This is a genomic window from Rhodococcus sp. C3V, assembly GCF_029269915.1.
GTDB lineage: Bacteria > Actinomycetota > Actinomycetes > Mycobacteriales > Mycobacteriaceae > Rhodococcus_F > Rhodococcus_F qingshengii.
On the sequence record NZ_JARJBE010000006.1, the window covers coordinates 334,249 to 352,988 of the forward strand.

The window sequence follows — 18,740 nt, forward strand, 5'->3', positions numbered from 1 at the left end:
CGAACAGCCTCGGCACCGCTCCCGGTGTCGAGGCTGTTCGCGTAGGCCCCGAAGTTTCGTCACTAGACTGGCCGAGGACACAGTCCGTTCAACAGACATTCTTCGAGTGACCAAGGTAGGGCAAGGTACGTGGGCGAACATCGCGGCGGGTCAGGCGCCAGAGGTATCAGTAAGGGGCCGATTCTCGTCGTCGTGCTGATCGTCTTGATCGTGGCAGGCTTCTTCGGATGGAAGGCCCTCAGCAACCGGATCGACGATCAGGGACAGCAGGCAGCCGGTACGTGCGTCGAGGGCAACAAGACACTCGACGTCACCGCGGATCCGTCCATAGCCCCACAGGTCGAGGAACTGGCGAAGCGGTACACCCAGACCTCGCCGGTGGTGCGTGATCACTGCATCGCCGTCGTGGTGCACGGTGCGCCGTCCGCGTCGGTCTCGACGGCACTCGAAGCCGGTCCGGCGGCCCCCTGGGACGACGCAGCATTGGGACCACGTCCCTCCCTGTGGATCCCGACGAGTTCGTTCGAACTCGCGCCACTGTCGGGCAAGGCCGTGATCAACGGTGATCCTCGCTCGCTCGCGAGTTCCCCGATCGTTCTGGCAGCCGGTCCCGAGACCGCGGCAGCATTGGCCGGCGCAGCATCGAGTTGGAAGTCTTTGCCTTCCGATCTGACGGTCGCCCTGCCGGTCGGAAGTACCGAAACCTCGATGGCTGCACAGGCGATCGCTGCCGACGTCGCCGATGCGGGTGCCGGACCGGTCACGACGGATCAGGCGAAGTCCGCGCAGGTCAACGCTGCGCTCAGTGCACGGGCGTTGCAGTTCCAATCCTTGCCGACTCCCCCCTCGTCCACCGCCGAAGCCCTCGGAGCACTGAGCGCCGGAACACCGGATTCGGTGAAAGCCGTTCCGGCCACGGAACAGTCGATAGCGCAGAGCGCGAACGCGGCGATGACGACGTACTCCCCCGCCGGCGCAACGCCAGTCGCGGACTATCCGGCGGTCATCGTCTCGGGCAGCGGGATCGACGAAACCGCGTCGCGCGCAGCGGCACAGTTTGCCGATTTCATGCGTGAGCCGAATCAGTCACAGTTGTTCGTCGGCGCCGGTTTCCGGGTCGAGGGCCAAGACCTTCCCGATCTCGGGGCGGTGTCCCCGGCCAAGATCTCGTCCACTTTGAAACCGGCTTCGGCGGAGACCGCAGCGGCGCTCGGTGACATAGTCGCCAACCCGGTCTCGCCGCGTAGTGCCACCATCCTGATGGACACGTCGGCGTCGATGGGTACCGACGACGGTGGCACTACCCGCTTGGCGAACGTTGCCTCGGCGGTGAACACCCAATTGGGTCGCAGCCCTGACGCTTCGGACATCGGCCTTCGCGAGTTCAGCACGGGCACCGACGGAAAACCGTCCGAGCGCATCCTGGTTCCGGGCGGTTCACTGTCCGAGCCGAATCGGCGTGCCACGATCACCGATTTCCTCAACGGGCTTCGGGCCGGCGGAAAGACCTCCAAATACCCGGCGCTTGCCAGCTCCTACAAAGCCGCCGTGGACGGTTTCGACGCGGGGCGAGTCAACTCGGTGCTGCTGATCACCTCGAGTACGCCTGACGAATCCGCCACGACGCGAGCCGAACTGCTCAGCGCGATCGCCGCTGCGGGCAATCCGTCGCGTCCGGTACAGGTCGACGTGATCGTCGTCGGTGCGGGCGACGACGTCTCCACACTCCAAGACGTCTCGGATCGGACGGGCGGAACATTGGTTCGGGTCGATTCGACGTCCGACCCCGCTCTCGCGGCCGCAGTGACCAAGATGCTGTCCTGATGGGGCGCGTCGCGGTTTTTGCAGTCCTTCTCGCCCTTCTGACCTGGTTCCTGCATCGCCGACTCGTTCGCGCCACCGGCATCCCGAGGCGATGGGCTCGTCTCGCCGACACTGCGCTTGTCGTCTTGGCGGTCTCGACGCTCATCGGGGTCGGCAGCGGCGAAGTCTTTCCGACATCGTGGGCGCGACCGATCGGATTTGTCGGATGGGTCTGGCTGGCTTCGTGGCTGTATCTGATTCCCGGACTGCTCGTGATCGGCCTGTTCGCCGGGATCGGTCGACTACGTGCACGCCACACGGATACCACGACCGAAGTCGACCCAGCCAAGCGTCGTACGTTGCAGTTGGCTACGGCAGCAGTCACTCTCGCGGCGATCGGCACCGCCGGCTACGGCGTCTACGAGGCGTCGGGCCCCAAGATTTCCCGCGTCCGCGTGCCGCTCGCTCGCCTACCTGAGGGCTTCAACGGATACCGGATCGCCTTGATCACCGACCTGCACGTGGGACCGGCCCGCGGGGTCGACTTCACCCGCAAGGTGGTCGATATCGTGAACTCGCAGAATGTCGATCTGATCGCGATCGGCGGCGACCTCGTGGACGGAACCGTCGCGAAAGTTGCTCCCGATCTTGCTCCGCTCGCCGATCTTCGGGCGCCCGACGGAATCTTCGGAGTCAGCGGAAACCACGAGTTCTACGCCGACGACGGCGGCAAATGGCTCGACGTGTGGGAGACATTGGGGATCACCACACTTCGCAACAGCCGCACCTCGATCCAGCATGGCGGCGATACCATCGACATCGTGGGCATCCACGACTACACGTCGCCGGCCCCGTACGAGCCGAACCTGACTGCCGCGCTCGCAGGTCGCGATCCGAATACTTTCGCCTTGCTTCTCGCGCACGAACCGCGTCAAGCGATCGAGGCATCCGAGATGGGTATCGATCTGCAACTGTCCGGGCACACTCACGGCGGTCAGATGTGGCCGCTGCGGTATCTCGTTCCGCTGCAGCAGCCTTCGGTGCAAGGCTTGGACAGGGTCGGAAACACAGTGCTGTACACGACGCGTGGCGCCGGGGCTTGGGGTCCGCCGGTACGCGTCGGCGCCCCGCCGGAGATCACTGTTCTCGAACTCGTACGCGAGAGGTGATGATCTCCGGCGGGCACACGCCTTAGTTGCCTGCGAACGCTTCGATCGGCGGGCAGGAGCAGACCAGGTTGCGGTCGCCATGTGCACCGTCGATACGACGCACGGACGGCCACACCTTCGGGCGAGCCTTGCCACGCGGGAAGACGGCGATCTCACGCGAGTACGGGTGATCCCACTGCTCTGCAATGCTTCCCGCAGTGTGGGGAGCACCGCGTAGCGGGTTGTCCTCCACCGTCCACTCGCCCGCTCCGACGCGATCGATTTCGCCGCGAATGGCGATCATCGCCTCGCAGAACTCGTCGATCTCTTCGAGGTTCTCGCTCTCGGTGGGCTCGACCATCAGTGTGCCGACCACGGGGAAGCTCATGGTCGGAGCATGGAAACCGTAGTCGGCCAGACGCTTTGCCACGTCGTCGACGGTGACGCCGGTGTCCTTGGTCAACCCACGGAGGTCGAGGATGCACTCGTGCGCGACCATGCCGTTCTCGCCGGTGTAGAGAACCGGGAAGTACTCGTCGAGTCGACGCGCGATGTAGTTGGCCGACGCGATGGCGGTCAGGCTGGCGCGGCGCAGGCCCGCAGCACCCATCATCCGGATGTAGGTCCAGGTGATGGGCAGAATGGACGCACTGCCATACGGCGCTGCCGAGATCGTTCCTCTACCACCGAGTTCGGGGGCCATCGGGTGTCCGGGTAAAAACGGCGTCAAGTGTGAGCGCACACCGATCGGGCCGACGCCGGGTCCGCCGCCGCCGTGCGGGATGCAGAAGGTCTTGTGCAGATTCAGGTGGCTGACGTCGCCGCCGAATCGGCCCGGACGGGCAAGGCCGACAAGCGCATTGAGGTTGGCGCCGTCGACGTACACCTGGCCACCGGCGTCGTGTACCGCTGCGCAGATGTCGGCGATCTCGTGCTCGTAGACACCGTGCGTTGAAGGGTAGGTGATCATGATCGCGGCGAGACGCTCGGCGTGATCGGCGATCTTCGCGCGCAGATCGTCGACGTCGACGTCACCGTTGGGACGGCAGGCGACAACCTCGACGCGCATCCCGGCCATGACGGCAGAAGCCGCATTGGTGCCGTGAGCACTCGACGGAATGAGGCAGGTGTCGCGGTGGTCGTCGCCCCGGCTGAGGTGGTAGTTGCGGATCGCGAGCAGGCCCGCGTATTCCCCCTGGCTGCCGGCGTTGGGTTGCAGGCTGACGTTGTCGTAGCCGGTGACCGCGACCAGCCAGTCTTCGAGATCCTTGATGATCTTCAGCAGACCGGGCGCATCCGATGTCGGCGCGAACGGATGGATCGCGTTGAACGCGGGCCAGGTGATGGATTCCATCTCGGCGGTCGCATTGAGCTTCATGGTGCACGAACCCAGCGGGATCATGCTGCGATCGAGGGCGATGTCCTTGTCGGACAGCGCGCGCAGGTAGCGAAGCATTGCCGTTTCCGTACGGTAACGGGTGAAGGCTTCGTGCTGCAGGTAGTCGGAGGTGCGCTCCTGAGCAGCCGGAACCGAATTGCCCTCGGCTTCGATGGCGACAACAGCATCCTCGATCCCGAACGCGTCGAGCACGGCAAGGACGTGGTCGGCGGTCGTGGCCTCGTCGCAGGAGATACCGACATGATCGGCGTCGACCAGACGCAGGTTGATCCCGGATTCCTTGGCCGCAGCGACGACGTCGGCCGCCTTGCCCGGAACCTGAGCGAGCACGGTGTCGAAGAACGAATCGTGGACAACGGTCACGCCGCCTTCGCGCAGGCCGTTTGCCAACGCGTGTGCGCGGGCAGCGACGCGCAACGCAATCGCCTTGAGTCCCTCGGCGCCGTGGTAGCTCGCGTACATCGCAGCGAGGATGGCGAGGAGCACCTGAGCGGTACAGATGTTGGACGTCGCCTTCTCGCGGCGAATGTGCTGCTCACGTGTCTGCAGCGCCAGGCGGTACGCCTTGTCTCCGTCGGCGTCGATGGAGACGCCGACCAAGCGGCCGGGCAGCTGACGCGCATGCTTGGAGTGCACGGCCAGGTAACCGGCGTGCGGTCCGCCGTATCCCATGGGAACACCGAAACGCTGGGTGGTTCCGAAGCACGCATCCGCGCCGAGCTCACCGGGTGAGGTGATGAGCGTCATCGCGAGGAGGTCTGCGCCGACGGCAACCAGTGCGCCGCGCTCGTGAGCTTCCGCGATGATCGAGGTGTAATCGACGACTCGTCCCGAGGCACCTGGGATCTGGGCGATGACGCCGAAGAAGTCACCTTCCGGAAGACCAGCGGTGAGGTCCGCAGAGACGATCTCGATGCCGAGCGGCTCGGCGCGAGTCTCGATGACGGCGAGGGTCTGCGGGTAGAGATCGGCGTCGACGACAAATCGTGGGGACTTGCTGCGGTTCGCGCGGCGCAGGAGCGTCATGGCTTCGGCAGCGGCGGTGGCCTCGTCGAGCATCGACGAGTTTGCCAGTTCCATGCCGGAGAGATCGGCGACCATGGTCTGGAAGTTGAGGAGGGCTTCGAGACGGCCCTGGCTGATCTCCGGCTGATACGGGGTGTACGCGGTGTACCAGGCCGGGTTCTCGATGATGTTGCGCAACAACACCGGCGGCGTCAACGTGTCGAAGTAGCCGAGGCCGATCATCGACGTCGCGACGGTGTTCTGGGCTGCGAGTGCAGTCAGTTCGGCAAGTGCCTCGTGCTCTCCGACCGGAAGCGGCAGAGCGTCGAGTCCGGCAGCGATGCCGTTCGGGGCAGCGTCGAGGATGACGGAGGGAACGGCCTTGGTTGCCAGTTCGTCGAGTGAATCGACCCCGACGAGTTCGAGGATGCGCGCGAGTTCCGCGGCGTTCGGACCGACATGGCGGTCGGCAAATATACGGCTTGCAGCGTCGATCACGACAACTCCCAGACAGATCGGAGGATCAGGACACACACCGAACTGCGGTGTGTTCCTCCCCCTCTGTCGCATGCTCGATTCCCGAGCGCCTGAGAGATTCGGTAGTGATCCGCCGAAGGCGGAAGCCACAACCTTTCCCCGTCGGCGGGTGGGTTGTCCCACCGCTTTCCAGAGGCGTCGGAGCCCGTACGGTCCTTGGTGCCTGAGAGATTGACGGGGAGGTATTGCTCCTTCGGCGCCCTGATCCCGCTCACGACTGACCTTTGAGACAAAGACTGAAACAAAGACAAGTTCGGTGAATCGGTATCCGAGGCTCTCCCGTACGCCGGCGACGCAGGCCCAGTCTAGTTGACCGAAACGCCTACCTGCACCGTGGCATCCTCCAAAGAGATGTGACGTACGTTATCCGGTTTTGCGGCTGGCGCGATTCTTGCGTCGCGAAGCCAACTCGTCTTCCGGGTTGGGATCACTTTCACCGCCGTCGGCCCGCTCGGCGGGGAAGTCGGCGATCGTTCCGGTGAGTTCACGCATCGCGCCACTGACTGCGATGCCGAATACGCCCTGCCCACCCTGGAGGAGGTCGACGACCTCTTCGGGGGACGTGCATTCGTACACGGTGGTGCCGTCGGAGAACAGAGTGATGTTGGCAAGATCGCGGACGCCACGCTTACGGAGGTGATCGACGGCAACGCGGATGTTCTGCAGTGAGATGCCGGTATCGAGCAGACGCTTCACGATCTTCAGAACGAGAATGTCCTTGAAGGAGTACAGACGTTGGCTTCCGGATCCGGCAGCGCCACGGATCGACGGAACAACCAACGACGTCCGTGCCCAGTAGTCGAGTTGGCGGTACGTGATCCCGGCGATCTGGCACGCACTGGGTACTCGATATCCGACGAGGTCGTCGGGGATGGAATCGTCCGGGAACAGGCCCGGCTGCAGCTCTTCGGAAGACATTTCTGCAGTCGCGGCACTACCGGCTATGCCCGTCCCGCTCTCATTCGACTGTTCTTCCACTGCCGTCTCCCTCTCGCTTCGCCATCATGTAACCAACCTGTGCTATCAGCAGTCACGAGAATCCCGTGCCGACCGAACTTTCAGATGTGAATCCAAGGCAGGTAATTCCATGAGTGGACTTACCCAGAGTACGCCTCGATCGACAAGGCGAGAAGATCTCCACCGCACGCAACGGTAAGTCCAGGAGGGTGCATGGTCAACGCAACACGCCGACCGAGACTCAACCTCTACTTGAGAGTTGAAGACTAAAGTCCGCAACCAGTCAATTCAGGCTAACCATCAGTGGCTTTGAAATCGTCCGGCGAGATGGTGTCGAGGAATTCCTTGAACTTCTCGACCTCGTCTTCGCGCTCGTCGGGAATGACCAGACCGGCCTCGGCGAGAACAGCCTCCGACGCGAAGATCGGAACGCCGATGCGCAGGGCCAATGCAATCGAGTCCGACGGACGTGCCGAGACAGTGGTCTGCTCGTCGAAGACGAGATCCGCGTAGAAAGTGCCCTCTTGCAGGTCCACGATCCGAACTTCCTTGAGGCTCCGACCGAAAGATTCGATCAAGATCTTGATCAGGTCGTGAGTCAGCGGCCGCGCCGGCTCGACTCCCTGTTGTTCGAGAACAATCGCGGTAGCTTCGGTTTGCCCGATCCAGATCGGCAGGTACCGATCGCCGTCGGACTCTCGCAGCAACAGGACCGGCTGATTCTGAGGCTGCTCGACACGAACTCCGATCACACGCATTTCGCCCATCGAGCTTGCCTCCAACCTGACGTGATCCAGCCGACCGACTCCGATGCGGTCGTACTGAAATTCTATTCGAGTGTGCCCCGCTGATCGAGGAACTCAGCGATCGAGACTTCCCCGAACTGCCGATTTGACCAGACACGTGTGCAAAGTCAGTGACAGAGCGGCCAGCTCCCGCACCATTTCCTCGGCACGATCACGTGCTCCGGCGTCACGACCCTTGGCAACCGGTCCGGCGATCTGAGTCACCAGCCCCGCTTCGCGATCAGCAGCCAACTTGAACGCCCGCAGATGGCGAACCTCCAAGCCGTACTCGGACATCGCCTTAGCGGTGCGCGCCAACGTCACGGCATCCTCGTCGAAGAATCCCGCCGCGCCGGGAACGACCAAACCGGTGCGGATCAGATCGGTCAGAAACCGATCGTCGATGTCAGCGCGCGCGAGAAGATCCTGACGACCGACTCGAACTTCGCGATCGACCCGGAACGCCTCGGGTGAGACATCGCCCGTAGCGATCGACAGGACGCGAGCACGACGAGGCGCAGGAACTTCTGCACTCACCGTCGCTGCGCCACTGTCGATCGCTTCGAGTTGTTCTTTGATCACTTTGAGCGGCAGGTACTGATCGCGTTGAGCGGTCAGCACGAAGCGAAGACGCTCGCAGTCCTCGACAGAGAATCTGCGGTATCCCGACGGTGTCCGTTGCGGGCTGATCAAGCCCTCGGACTCGAGGAAACGGATCTTCGAAATCGTCACGTCGGGAAAATCTGGACGCAACCGATCCAGCACGGAACCAATCGACATTCCGGGCTGGCTCTGCTGCCGCACTGCCGTCATTAGCTACCCGCACCTGCTGACGACTCGCCGACCTGCGAACCGCCGGCACGAGGGCCGGTGAGGAACACCAGACGGAACTTGCCGATCTGAACCTCGTCACCATTCGCGAGAACTGCCGAATCGACAGGCTCACGGTTGACGTAGGTGCCGTTGAGGCTTCCGACGTCGACGACGTGGAAATCTGCATCTTCCTGACGGAACTCGGCGTGACGACGGCTGACGGTCACGTCGTCAAGGAAGATGTCGCTGTCCGGGTGCCGACCTGCCGACGTCGTCGGCTGATCGAGCAAGAAGCGGGATCCTGCATTCGGTCCCCGCTTGACCACCAGAAGTGCGGCTCCGGCGGGAAGGCCTTCCACGCCCGAAACCGGCTGCTCGGCGGCCGGTGCTGCAGAGGAGGTGTTGTCGAGCTCATTGAGGAAGTCCGCGCGGAAAACCGAAGTGGTCTCCGCCGGCGACTCCCCATAGCCCGCGTCGTTACCGTTCTCGCTCACTGTTTCTCCTCCTGGGTCAATCATCCAGATCATGAATCACTGGACTACGCAGTGCACTTTCTTCACGAGCATCTTTCACAGTCACGTTCGATACGGCCCTGCGCCCCGACTCGGCACATGCGTACCTAACGACCGTACCCTGCGCAGACCGCCGTGTGCAGCGAGACAGGCCGCGACACAACACGAGTTGGCCGGTCCACGCGCAGGTTTTCTACTCGGACGTGAGTCCCTTGTATGCCTCCGCGTCCAGAGTTGCCGCGAGTGCGGCGTCGAGTGTGGCCTCGTCGGCAACCTCGAGTTCGACCAACCAACCCGTGTCGTACGGGTCGGTGTTGACGAGGTCGGGCTGTCCGTCCAATTCACCGTTCGCTGCAAGAACTTTCGCAGTGAACGGAGCAAAGATGTCGGAGACGCTCTTGGTCGACTCGACCTCACCGAGCGATTCACCGGCGGTCACGTCTTCGTCGACAGCGGGAAGCTGGACGAACACGACGTCACCGAGCTGCGACTGAGCAAAGTCGGTGATACCGACTCGAACTGAGGTCGGGCCGGTTCGCTTCACCCACTCGTGCTCCGCGGTGTAGCGCAGATCGGTAGGTGTATCGAGCTCACTCACAGTGGCTTCCTTTCACAGGCCGTCCGAAAGTCGGACGCAAAAAGATCAATTTCCGGGTTGAGCGTATTGGCGCGGATTCAATTGTCGCAAGACGGAGATCGTGACCTGCTGCGATTGCTCGACGGACGACGTTCCGCCATTGCGTGCGACATTGTCGAAGACGCCTCCGGGAATGTTCAACGCTGCCGCCAATGTCGGCGGATCTCCGATCGCGGTCACAGTGTACGGCTGCTCGATCCGGGTTCCGTCCAATTCGATCTCGCCGCCGCGCCCACTCACCCACGAGTTCACGCCGATACGAATGGGTTCGCCGTTCGCACCTGCGATCGAGATGGCTTCGGCACCGGCAGCACGCAGTTCCTGGATGAGATCGAGAATCACTTCCGATCCGACGCCGCCCGCCGGATCTGTCAGGGTCATCGTCACACCCGGTCCAGTGGCCGGAGCGGTCCCCACTTGAATGGAGAGTGAGGTCAGCCGCGCCCGCGCCTCGTCCAGCGCTGCTCCCGTGTTGCCACCGGCTTCCAAAGTGGCAAGCGATTCCTGAAGATTCGCGACTTCCTGCCTCAGCGCGGCTTCGCGCCGATTCAAATTGTCGAGAACCACCAGGAGGTCGGCAGGGCGCGCGGCGTCGAGTGAATCTCCGGCCACTGTGCTGCGTACCTGTGTGGCAATCGCAACGCCGAGCACGCCCAACAGCACAGCAGCGAGGATTGCGAAGACGACGTTGGTGCGGTGTTTGGACGGTGAACGCAACTCGTGACGACCTTCACCCGCAGTGGTGACGGGAGGTTCTCCTTCCGGTTCGGTCGTGGAATGTTCCGCCATGACTCACGCTCCGAACAGTCGGCGTCGCAATGCCGCTGCGTTGCCGAAGATCCGGATACCCAACACGACGACGATCGCCGTCGAGAGTTGAGTACCGACACCCAACTGATCACCGAGCCAGACGATCAACGACGCGACAAGCACGTTGAAGACGAAGGAAACCACGAACACCTTCGCGTCGAAGATTTCGTCCAGATACGCGCGTAGTCCACCGAAGACGGCGTCGAGCGCCGCAACGACAGCGATCGGAAGATAGGGCTGGATCACGTCGGGCACCTGCGGGCTGAAAACTACGCCCAGGACGATGCCGACGACCAGTGCTGCGAGTCCGTACAGGGCGGAACCGGCCTTCATCGAACTCCTTCTGTCACTTGGGTTCTGTGGGTTCTGTTGCCACTCGGACGGCGCGAGGCGCCGCAGGCGGCAGAGTCAACGAATCGTCTTCGGCCACCGCGAAACCGACTCCGTACAGTTGCGAGACGCTAGACATTCTCACGTAGGCGTCGCTGACGACGAATTTCCGCTGCAGTGCTCGCGTGTCTCCGATCGCCTCGACGAGGTACGGGGAGAAAACAGGTTGGTTGTCGACGAGCATCGCGCCGCCCGCCTGACGAATGGTCACCGTCGGCCCGATTCGCACGCCGCCGACGGCGATCGCCTCCGCTCCCCCAGCCCACAGGGCGTTTACGACGGTCTGCAGATCGCGATCGAGGACAACTGTCTTACCGCCGACACTCCGTTGCGACGCATCCGAGAGGTTCGGGCGTCCGGCCGGGTCCGTCAACGTCACCACCAGTCCCTCCCCGTGAACAGCTTCGGCTCCTGCGCCGGATTCGACCGCTCGCAGTTGGTCGAGGACGGCGCTGCCGCGTGCATCGCCTTCGAGCGCCACGCCGCGCGCGGCGTCGACGGCTCCGCCGAGTGAATCGCGGGACGCGGCCAGTGAATCGATTCGATCCTCCGCATCACGGACCTTCGCCACCAACTCGCTTCGAACCTCTTCGGTGCCGGTCACCTGCTTCGTCGCCTGAACAGCCGAGACCGTGACGATGAACCCGATCAACAGTGCGCCGAGGGCCAGCCACGGCCCCGTCTTCGAGGATCTGTTCTTGGTGTGCTCGTGCTGGCGTTCGAATGCAGTTGCCTCGTAGCCCGGGTCGAGATGTTCGGTCATGAGTGAGCGAAGCAGCGACGGTACCGGGTTACGACGGACGTCCTCCCCGGTCGACTTCATCGGGGCACGACCTCGTGGGTTCGCGCAACGTCAACGGCCTTGAGCACGTAGATCGCGGCAGTCCACACGTACAGGACGGTTCCCCAGATCAGGAAAGCGAAACCGAAGGCATGGGTGAACGGTCCGATGGCCCAGTCTCCGTGGCCGGCAAGAATCAACGGCAGAGCGAACATCAGTAGGAAGGTCGCAGCCTTGCCGAGATAAACCACCTCGGGCGGTGGCAGGCCACGCCTGCGGTAGATCGGCAGCGTCAACGCAAGCAGAAGATCACGGCCGATGAGTATCGCTGCGACCCACCAGGGAATGAAATCGCGGGCGACGAAGGTGACCAGTGTCGTCACGACGTACAGACGATCGACCAGCGGGTCGAGAAGCGCTCCCAGACGCGAGGTCTGTCCGAGCACTCTGGCCAGCTTGCCGTCGAGCCAGTCGGTGAACCCGCTGAGCATCAGCAGCGCCAATGCCCAGCCGTCCGAGTGCGTGACGAGCAGCAGGTAGGCGAACAGTGGCAGAGCGAGTAGACGCACGATACTGAGCACGTTGGGAACAGTGAGAATCCGGTCCGTGGGGATCGGTTCTTGTTCGCCAGAGTTCACTGCACACACCTCGCGTCGTTCGATTGCCGTGCGGCCAGCTTTCCACAGCACGACGGACTATTCCCCGAGGCGCCGTAGCCTGAACTGTCCCGAGCGTGTCGAGCTGCCCTTATCTCCAGGCGAACACCGGCTGCTCGAGCTTGTCGATGCGCGTGTGCCGTCCGTTCAGCACTTCGCGGAACTGATAGATGACGGCTCCGGTCGGCGCATGGATCAGGCTCGTTCGGAACGGCCATTGGATCACCGGGTTCGGTGACTCCTCGATGGTGACGAAGCGCGAGTCCACGTCGAGCTCGTCCGACGTGACGGCATACACCTGGGCCACCTCGTCGGGATTGGGTACCAGTCCCCCGATGTCCTCGCCCGACCACATGACGAACGGCCGGATCACGAATCCCGAACGAGTGACGTAGTCGTCGAGCCGGCCGATGATCTTCGACTCGGGAACGTCGACACCCAGCTCCTCGGAAAGTTCCCGAACCGCTGCCTGTTCGGACGACTCGCCCGGGTCGACGCTTCCGCCCGGCAACGCGAATTGACCGGGGTGGGCGCGCATCTTGCTCGGCCGCTTCGTCACCGGGAACACTGGTGTTCCGTCCGCAGTCCGCATGACGACGATGACCACCGACGCCGAGCGCCTTCCGTCCAATTCGACCGACCGAGGTTCGAAAGCGGCAAGTGAGGCGACCACGTGGTCCCGATTCAGTAAATCTCCGTTCACCATGGCTCGACAGTAGCGCCACGAGACTGAGACCCTCAGCCAGTCTGGTCCATTTTGGCCGCTTCGCCTGATTATCGGTCTGTATTCCTGTCATGCTGAACAGGCAGAATCCACCGTGCGGCATGGCGAGAAGAGAACCTCGATGGCTGAGCAGTCCCAGACCCCCACCCCGCAGACCGACCAGAGCGCGCCGGGCGCGTCGAATCGGGCCTCTCGCTTTGCTTCCGACACGCTGAGCGTCCTGCGGCGTGTGCCGTTCACCGCGAGCGTCGTGCTCACCATCACCGTCGTCGGGATCGCGACCGGCGCCCTGTGGAATCACGTCCGTACCTACTCGTGGTTCACCGACATCGCCTACGGAGTTCCTGCCTTGCAGGAAGGCAAGTGGTGGACTCTCGTCACGGGGTGGTTCTTCGGATTGACGCCGGGTCAGTATGTTTCGATCATCGTCGTTTTTGCCTTCGCGGTCGGCTGGTGCGAATGGCGCCTGGGAACCAAGAACGCGGCCATCGTCACGATCAGCGGTCAGTTGGCGGGCGAACTCGGTGCATCGCTCCTCCTCTGGGCGGGCAGCCACACCGACTGGGATTGGGCTCGCAACCTCGCCACCCACCGCGACGTCGGCGTGACTACCGCAATCATCGCCGCACTCGCCGCGACCACAGCAACACTCCGCTCGCCCTGGCGAATGCGAGTGCGCGCCATTCTGTGTGCGTACATTGCGATCGCGTTCCTCTTCGAAGGCCGCCTCGCCGACGTGCAGCACCTCATCGCGGTCGCGATATTCCTGCCGGTGGGCGAGAAGTTCTTCGGCGACGGAGAGCGCGGGTTCATCCCCCGAACGCGACGCGAGATCCGCCTGCTCGGATTCATCGGCCTGCTCCTGATCGGCGTGGTCGAGATCGCCGTCTGGCTGTTCCCCGGAAGCGGACCGTTCGGGCCGACGGAAGCCGAAACCGGTTCGGGCTGGACGGCATTGATCGACGTGGTCATCGTTGCCCTGATCGCGGACCAGTTGCGACGAGGTCGCCGCTGGGCCTGGTGGGTTGCCGTGGTGTTCGGTTCACTGACGGTTTTGGCCACCGCCCTCGTCCTCGTTTCGGTCATCTTCTTCGACTACGAGAGCGCCGGCGCCGTCACGGTCGGTACCGCGCTGCTCTGGCTTCTCGAACTCATCTTGTTGATCAAGGGCCGCCACGCTTTTCACGTACCGATGCGGCGCAAGATTCGAGGCGGGCCGTTGTCCGGGAACGATCCGCGCGCCGCCGCTCGGGACCTGCTCAAACGGCACGGCGGCGGAACCATGTCGTGGATGACGACGTGGGACGGCAACAGTTACTACTTCGGCGAGTCGGGTGAGAGCGTCGTTGCATTCCAACGGCATGTCGGTGTCGTCGTGGTCCTGGCCGATCCGATAGCGAACCCCGACCGACTCGCCGCAGCGGTGGACGAATTCACGACGATGTCCGAAGCCAACGGCCTCACTCCCTGCTTGTTCTCCGTGGGGAAGGAGACAGCCGACGCCGCCACCCGGCGTGGCTGGCGCACCGTTCAGGTCGCCGAAGACACGATCGTCGACCTACCAGAACTGCAGTTCACCGGTAAATCCTGGCAGGACATCCGCTCGGCGCTCAACAAGGCCAAGAAGGACGACATCACCTTCCGGATGACAACATTGGCCGACGAGCCGTTCTCCGTATTGGCTCAGGTGCGCGCCATCTCCGAGGAATGGGTGGGCGACAAGGGGCTACCCGAGATGGGGTTCACCCTCGGAAGCGTCGAGGAGGCGCTCGACCGCGACGTCCGGGTCGGCTTGGCCGTCGACCCGACCGGAAGCATTCACGGCGTCACCTCGTGGTTGCCGGTGTACGGCGAAGGCGGCGTGGTTCAGGGTTGGACACTCGATGTCATGCGTCGACGTCCCGACGGGTTCCGTCCGGTGGTCGAGTTCCTCATCGCATCGTCGGCCCTCGAGTTCAAAGAACAAGGTGCCCAATTCGTCTCACTGTCCGGAGCACCGCTCGCACGCAGCGACGACGGCGCCGACGCCGCATCGATGGACCGCCTGCTGGACATGCTCGGAGCCGCGATGGAACCGCTGTACGGCTTCCGGTCTCTTCACGCGTTCAAGAAGAAGTTCAAGCCGAGGTACGAACCCGTTTTCCTGTGTTTCCGCGACGAGGCCGACCTGCCTCGGATCGGAATCGCACTGACGCGTGCATACCTGCCCGACGCAACGGCTCCTCAGCTGATCAAGCTCGCCACCAGCAAGAGTTGACGCCGTGCGGTCCTGGTTCGAGCACACGGTCGTCGACACCGGCAGGCTCCCGCTGTTCTTCCTCCTACTCGCCTTTGTCCTGACGTTCCTGTTCATCCGCTTCAGCGTCCGGATGATCCGGGCCGAGGTCTCGTGGTGGCCAGGCAATGTCACGCCCGGTGGAATGCACATCCACCACATGGTTTTCGGTTTGATGATGATGCTCGTGTCCGGCTTCGCCTTCATCGCTCTGGCCGACTATCACACCCCGATCGCCAATTGTGTTCTCGCGTCGGTGTTCGGTATCGGCAGCGCGTTGGTCCTCGACGAGTACGCACTCGTGTTGCATCTGCGCGATGTCTACTGGGCCGAGGAAGGTCGCTCGTCCATCGACGCAGTGTTCGTTGCCATCGCGATCTCGTTCCTTTTCCTTCTCGGGGTCCACCCGATCGGGTTCGCGGGAGAGTTCGACCCGTACGAGGAGGACCGTAGCCTGGCGACGTTGATCGGCGTTGTCGTCGCGATCGTGATCCAACTCGGACTCGCCGTGATCACGTTGATGAAGGGCAAACTCTGGACCGGCTTGATCGGGCTGTTCTTCACCCCACTTCTGTTGATCGGAGCAATTCGGTTGAGTCGCCCGGGTGCGCCGTGGGCGCGCTCGCGTTACCGCGACAAGCCGGCGAAGATGAGCCGGGCAGTGGCCCGTGAACAGCGTTATCGCGAGCCGATGATCCACGCGAAGATCTACGTGCAGGAAACGGTGTCGGGAAGTTTCGGTTCCGCTCCCCCGCCCCCACCACCGCTCCCCGTCGTCGACACCACAACCCCCACGTCGAAGGTCGGATTGTCGCGGCGGCTCTCGGACAGAATTCGCTGGCGTCGAACTCGCCGACGACTACGAACAGTCCCCGTCTGGCGTCTCCCCGTGATCCTCGTCGTCCTGTCCGTCGTCACCGCGAACATCCTCGTCGGGATCGACGGAGATCTCGTCAGCGACAGCGACGTCGGTACCATTTCCGAGGGCGTGGACGCCGGGGCCACCGCGACGCTGCTCAGCGTCATCGCCGGCGGGATGATCACTCTCACCGGTCTGGTGTTCACCGCCATCACCCTCGCAATGCAGTTCGGCGCATCGCAGATTTCGGTGCGGGTGGTCCCGATGCTTGCGCAGCAGCGGGTGATGCGGTGGTCGATCGGCATGTTTCTGGCCACGTTCGTCTTCTCCTTGATCATTGCGCTCGATCTGGCGCTCGATTCGGAGAATTCCTCACCGACCATCTCCACGGCGATCGCACTGCTTCTGGCATTGGCCAGTGCGATCCTGTTCATCGCGTTGGTGGCGAAGGTCGGGTCGATTCTCAATTCCAGTCGGTTGCTGCGTTGGATAGCGGCCCAGGGCCGGAGCGCGACGATTCGTGCCTATCCGCTGTACGAGGACCTGCCCTCTGGCGCACCGAAACCCAGTCAGCCGCTCCCCCTACCCCAACCGCGCGAGTCCGAGAACTCCGAGAGCGCCGACGCACTGGTGATTCGCCTGCGCCACCTCTCACCAGACGGCCGGATTCTGCTGGCGATCGATCTCGCACGACTGCAGCGGTTGGCCGGCCGCTGGGACGTCTCGGTCGAAGTCGTCCCCAGCATCGGCGAGTTCGTCGCCCAGAACGCGCCCCTCTTCGAGGTACGCGGACCCTCGCTGAAGTTACGCCCGGACACCTTGATGTCGTGCTTGATCTTCGGTGACACGCACAGCCCGGTCGTCAGCCCCGGTGCAGCGCTGCAGTCGATCGTGGACATCGCGCTCAAGGCACTGTCACCCGCCATCAACGACCCGGGCCGAGCCGTCCAGGCTCTCGACCACATCGAAGATCTTCTGGTACTTCTCGCCCCGCGGGTCCGCTTCGACACATCAACCTCGGATCTCACGCTGATCAGAGGGCAGCAACGCACCTGGACCGATTACGTGTCCGTCGCCACCGACGAGATCCGGCACTTCAGTACCAATTCCGCGCAGGTCCAGCGCCGTCTACGCGCGGTATTCGCGACCTTGCTCGAAGCCTGCCCGCCGGACCAGCACCCTCCGCTACTCGAGCGCGTCGACGCACTCGATGCGCAATTGACCCGAGAATGGACCGGCGCACTCGACCTTCGGCTCGCGAGTGTGGCGGATCCGCAGGGATTGGGCTCCGAAGCCGGGGCGACCGGAAGAATTCACCCGCTGATCATCGGGTCTTCGGAACTTCCGGACGATCGTTCATCCGGGCAGGCCGAGTCGCGTTCCCAGCCAACTTAATTGACTCGCCAATCCAGCCGACCACACCTGGAAGCTGTGCCCTCCGTCGACCTCGGCGTACTGGACGTCCATCCCTGCGGCCTTTGCGGCTTCGTAGAGCGTTTGAAGACCTGGGCGGTAGTCGTTGTCCTGTTTGCCGACCACGAACACCCCGGCGCTGTCGGGGAACTTCTTCTCCCGGAGCAGATCCTGCGGATTCACTGCCACGAACGCGGCTTCATTGCCGCCGAACGCTGCATCGACCGTCTGCTTGCGATCGCCGAGTGTGGGTTCGATCTGACCGGACAGATCCAGGAACGTCGGATAGACCGCGGGGAAGTTCGTCGCCATCTGGAACGCGCAGGTGCCGCCGTAGGAAAGTCCCCCGATCGCCCACTTCCTCGGGTCGGGATCCACCTGGAGGTTCCCGCGCACCCAGTCGGGAACATCGCGCGAAAGGTACGTCGCGACGTTCCCGAGTTGGGAATCGACGCAGAGCGGATTCGCCAGTTCCGACCCGGTCCCGTCAGCAACGACGACAACGGGAGCCAAGCCCGAATGCGCAGCGGCGTAGGTGTCCATGGTCTGGACGAGACGTCCGCCCTGTAGCCAGTCCTCGGGCGCGCCTGGTTGGCCGGCTAGCAGGACCAACACGGGCAACTCCGGTCGTGGGTTGGTGAAATACGCGGGCGGTAGGTAGATCTCGGCGTCGCGGGCGCTGAATCCGGAGACCGTCCCCGCAATCGTGACCGTGCTGACCTTGCCCGCCGACGGCATGTCCGTGGGAGCCTTCCATTGCGAAACCGGTACCGCCCCGTCCTTGCCGTCGTCCAGGTCTGCGAGTGAAACCTTCTCCGCGTCCGAGAGTCCCAGCGCTGTTCCCAACGTCGGATACGACTGGAACTGCAGATTCACGTGAGCCGCGCTCGACACGACCACCAGGAGCACGGAGACCACGGTGAGCACGCGACCGTCGATCCGCGTCGCCGCAAATACCCGCGAAACACCCAGCAGCACGCCGAGAATGCCCAACCCGATCCACACGTAGACCGGACGGGCAATCGGATCGGGGAACGGGTGCCACACCTTCTCGATCAGCCAGTACAGCACGAGAGTGATCGCGATTGCCGCGACGATGCAGACCGGAATCGAGATCAGGACGTGACGCCTCGATCTCGAGAAGATCAGCCACAGAAGTGCCAGAATTCCGAGCACCGTCACCACGGGCGGAACCGGGCCCGTGACCAGCGACAGATCCGTGATCGTGTGCACGTC

16 protein-coding genes and 1 riboswitch are annotated in these 18,740 nt (G+C 63.3%); of the genes, 4 read left to right on the forward strand and 12 right to left on the reverse strand.

What is annotated here, in order from left to right:
* Window positions 1–129: 129 nt before the first annotated feature.
* Complete coding sequence (locus P3G66_RS18275; RefSeq protein WP_230358693.1) at window positions 130–1,824, forward strand: VWA domain-containing protein; 1,695 nt, start codon at window positions 130–132, stop codon at window positions 1,822–1,824.
* Window positions 1,824–2,972, forward strand: a complete 1,149-nt coding sequence (locus P3G66_RS18280) for a metallophosphoesterase (RefSeq protein ID WP_047270501.1) — start codon at window positions 1,824–1,826, stop codon at window positions 2,970–2,972. Before P3G66_RS18275 ends, P3G66_RS18280 begins: the two co-directional genes overlap by 1 nt.
* 22 nt (window positions 2,973–2,994) lie before the next feature.
* Here P3G66_RS18280 and gcvP read toward each other — a convergent pair whose 3' ends face one another.
* From gcvP to P3G66_RS18335, 11 genes are all read right to left on the reverse strand, one after another.
* Window positions 2,995–5,853, reverse strand: a complete 2,859-nt coding sequence (gcvP, locus tag P3G66_RS18285) for an aminomethyl-transferring glycine dehydrogenase (protein ID WP_276116959.1) — start codon at window positions 5,851–5,853, stop codon at window positions 2,995–2,997.
* A gap of 53 nt (window positions 5,854–5,906) precedes the next feature.
* A riboswitch (glycine riboswitch) is annotated at window positions 5,907–6,035 on the reverse strand.
* Window positions 6,036–6,255: 220 nt separating this feature from the next.
* A complete protein-coding gene (locus tag P3G66_RS18290; RefSeq protein ID WP_021344354.1) occupies window positions 6,256–6,810 on the reverse strand; it encodes a MerR family transcriptional regulator in 555 nt (184 codons plus the stop codon).
* Between the two features lie 332 nt (window positions 6,811–7,142).
* Window positions 7,143–7,616 carry a bifunctional nuclease family protein gene (locus P3G66_RS18295; RefSeq protein WP_003946194.1) on the reverse strand — a complete coding sequence of 158 codons (474 nt, stop codon included), beginning with the start codon at window positions 7,614–7,616 and terminating at the stop codon, window positions 7,143–7,145.
* Between the two features lie 93 nt (window positions 7,617–7,709).
* On the reverse strand, window positions 7,710–8,447 hold the full coding sequence (locus tag P3G66_RS18300; RefSeq protein ID WP_003946161.1) for a MerR family transcriptional regulator: 738 nt from the start codon (window positions 8,445–8,447) through the stop codon (window positions 7,710–7,712).
* Window positions 8,447–8,941 carry a glycogen accumulation regulator GarA gene (gene garA, locus P3G66_RS18305; protein ID WP_003946166.1) on the reverse strand — a complete coding sequence of 165 codons (495 nt, stop codon included), beginning with the start codon at window positions 8,939–8,941 and terminating at the stop codon, window positions 8,447–8,449. The genes P3G66_RS18300 and garA overlap by 1 nt, the downstream gene beginning before the upstream one ends.
* A gap of 211 nt (window positions 8,942–9,152) precedes the next feature.
* Complete coding sequence (gene gcvH, locus P3G66_RS18310) at window positions 9,153–9,557, reverse strand: glycine cleavage system protein GcvH (protein ID WP_003946160.1); 405 nt, start codon at window positions 9,555–9,557, stop codon at window positions 9,153–9,155.
* A 45-nt stretch (window positions 9,558–9,602) separates the two neighbouring features.
* On the reverse strand, window positions 9,603–10,385 hold the full coding sequence (locus P3G66_RS18315) for a DUF881 domain-containing protein (RefSeq protein ID WP_276116960.1): 783 nt from the start codon (window positions 10,383–10,385) through the stop codon (window positions 9,603–9,605).
* A gap of 3 nt (window positions 10,386–10,388) precedes the next feature.
* On the reverse strand, window positions 10,389–10,739 hold the full coding sequence (locus tag P3G66_RS18320; protein WP_003946178.1) for a DUF1290 domain-containing protein: 351 nt from the start codon (window positions 10,737–10,739) through the stop codon (window positions 10,389–10,391).
* Between the two features lie 13 nt (window positions 10,740–10,752).
* A complete protein-coding gene (locus tag P3G66_RS18325) occupies window positions 10,753–11,619 on the reverse strand; it encodes a DUF881 domain-containing protein (protein WP_003946177.1) in 867 nt (288 codons plus the stop codon).
* Window positions 11,616–12,215, reverse strand: a complete 600-nt coding sequence (locus P3G66_RS18330; RefSeq protein WP_030537518.1) for a CDP-alcohol phosphatidyltransferase family protein — start codon at window positions 12,213–12,215, stop codon at window positions 11,616–11,618. The genes P3G66_RS18325 and P3G66_RS18330 overlap by 4 nt, the downstream gene beginning before the upstream one ends.
* Window positions 12,216–12,324: 109 nt before the next feature.
* Window positions 12,325–12,939 (reverse strand): CoA pyrophosphatase, encoded by a 615-nt coding sequence (locus P3G66_RS18335; RefSeq protein WP_276116961.1) that lies wholly within the window; start codon window positions 12,937–12,939, stop codon window positions 12,325–12,327.
* 139 nt (window positions 12,940–13,078) lie between these two features.
* Between P3G66_RS18335 and P3G66_RS18340 the strand changes: the two genes are divergently transcribed.
* Window positions 13,079–15,214 (forward strand): DUF2156 domain-containing protein, encoded by a 2,136-nt coding sequence (locus P3G66_RS18340; RefSeq protein WP_270007838.1) that lies wholly within the window; start codon window positions 13,079–13,081, stop codon window positions 15,212–15,214.
* Between the two features lie 4 nt (window positions 15,215–15,218).
* Window positions 15,219–17,486, forward strand: coding sequence for a DUF2254 family protein (locus tag P3G66_RS18345; RefSeq protein WP_215515927.1), 2,268 nt, complete (start codon window positions 15,219–15,221; stop codon window positions 17,484–17,486).
* Here P3G66_RS18345 and P3G66_RS18350 read toward each other — a convergent pair.
* Window positions 17,448–18,737, reverse strand: coding sequence for an alpha/beta hydrolase-fold protein (locus tag P3G66_RS18350; protein WP_276116962.1), 1,290 nt, complete (start codon window positions 18,735–18,737; stop codon window positions 17,448–17,450). The genes P3G66_RS18345 and P3G66_RS18350 overlap by 39 nt on opposite strands.
* Window positions 18,738–18,740: the final 3 nt, after the last annotated feature.